The organism is Micromonospora sp. DH13, assembly GCF_020873825.1.
GTDB lineage: Bacteria > Actinomycetota > Actinomycetes > Mycobacteriales > Micromonosporaceae > Micromonospora > Micromonospora haikouensis.
Genome location: NZ_JAHWGR010000141.1, coordinates 1 through 244, shown reverse-complemented (window position 1 = coordinate 244; position 244 = coordinate 1). Strand labels below are relative to the sequence as shown.

General features: G+C 72.5%; 2 pseudogenes. Both read right to left on the bottom strand.

The features are described 5' to 3' along the window. Window positions 1-83, bottom strand: a pseudogene (locus LPA42_RS33630) (SAM-dependent methyltransferase); the annotation flags it as partial. 68 nt (window positions 84-151) lie between these two features. Further along, window positions 152-244 (bottom strand): annotated as a pseudogene (locus LPA42_RS33625) (peptidase s8 and s53 subtilisin kexin sedolisin); the annotation flags it as partial.

Here is a 244-nt window from a genome sequence, read left to right as displayed (position 1 = left end):
CGCATCACCTCGTCCGGGGCGGAGCCGTGGGCCACCACGTACGCGTGCAGTTCCGGGGTCAGCGGCAGCGACTTCGTCGTCATGACCGGACCGTACCCAGCGCCTCGACCTCCTGGCCGCCCGGCGCACCCGCCGTAGCCGACTCGAAACCGAGAGGGGGTACGTCTGCCGTGAGCGCCGCCACCAGGTCCACGACCCCGTAGCCGTACTCGTCGTCACGGCCGGGCGGCCCCTTGTCGACGGC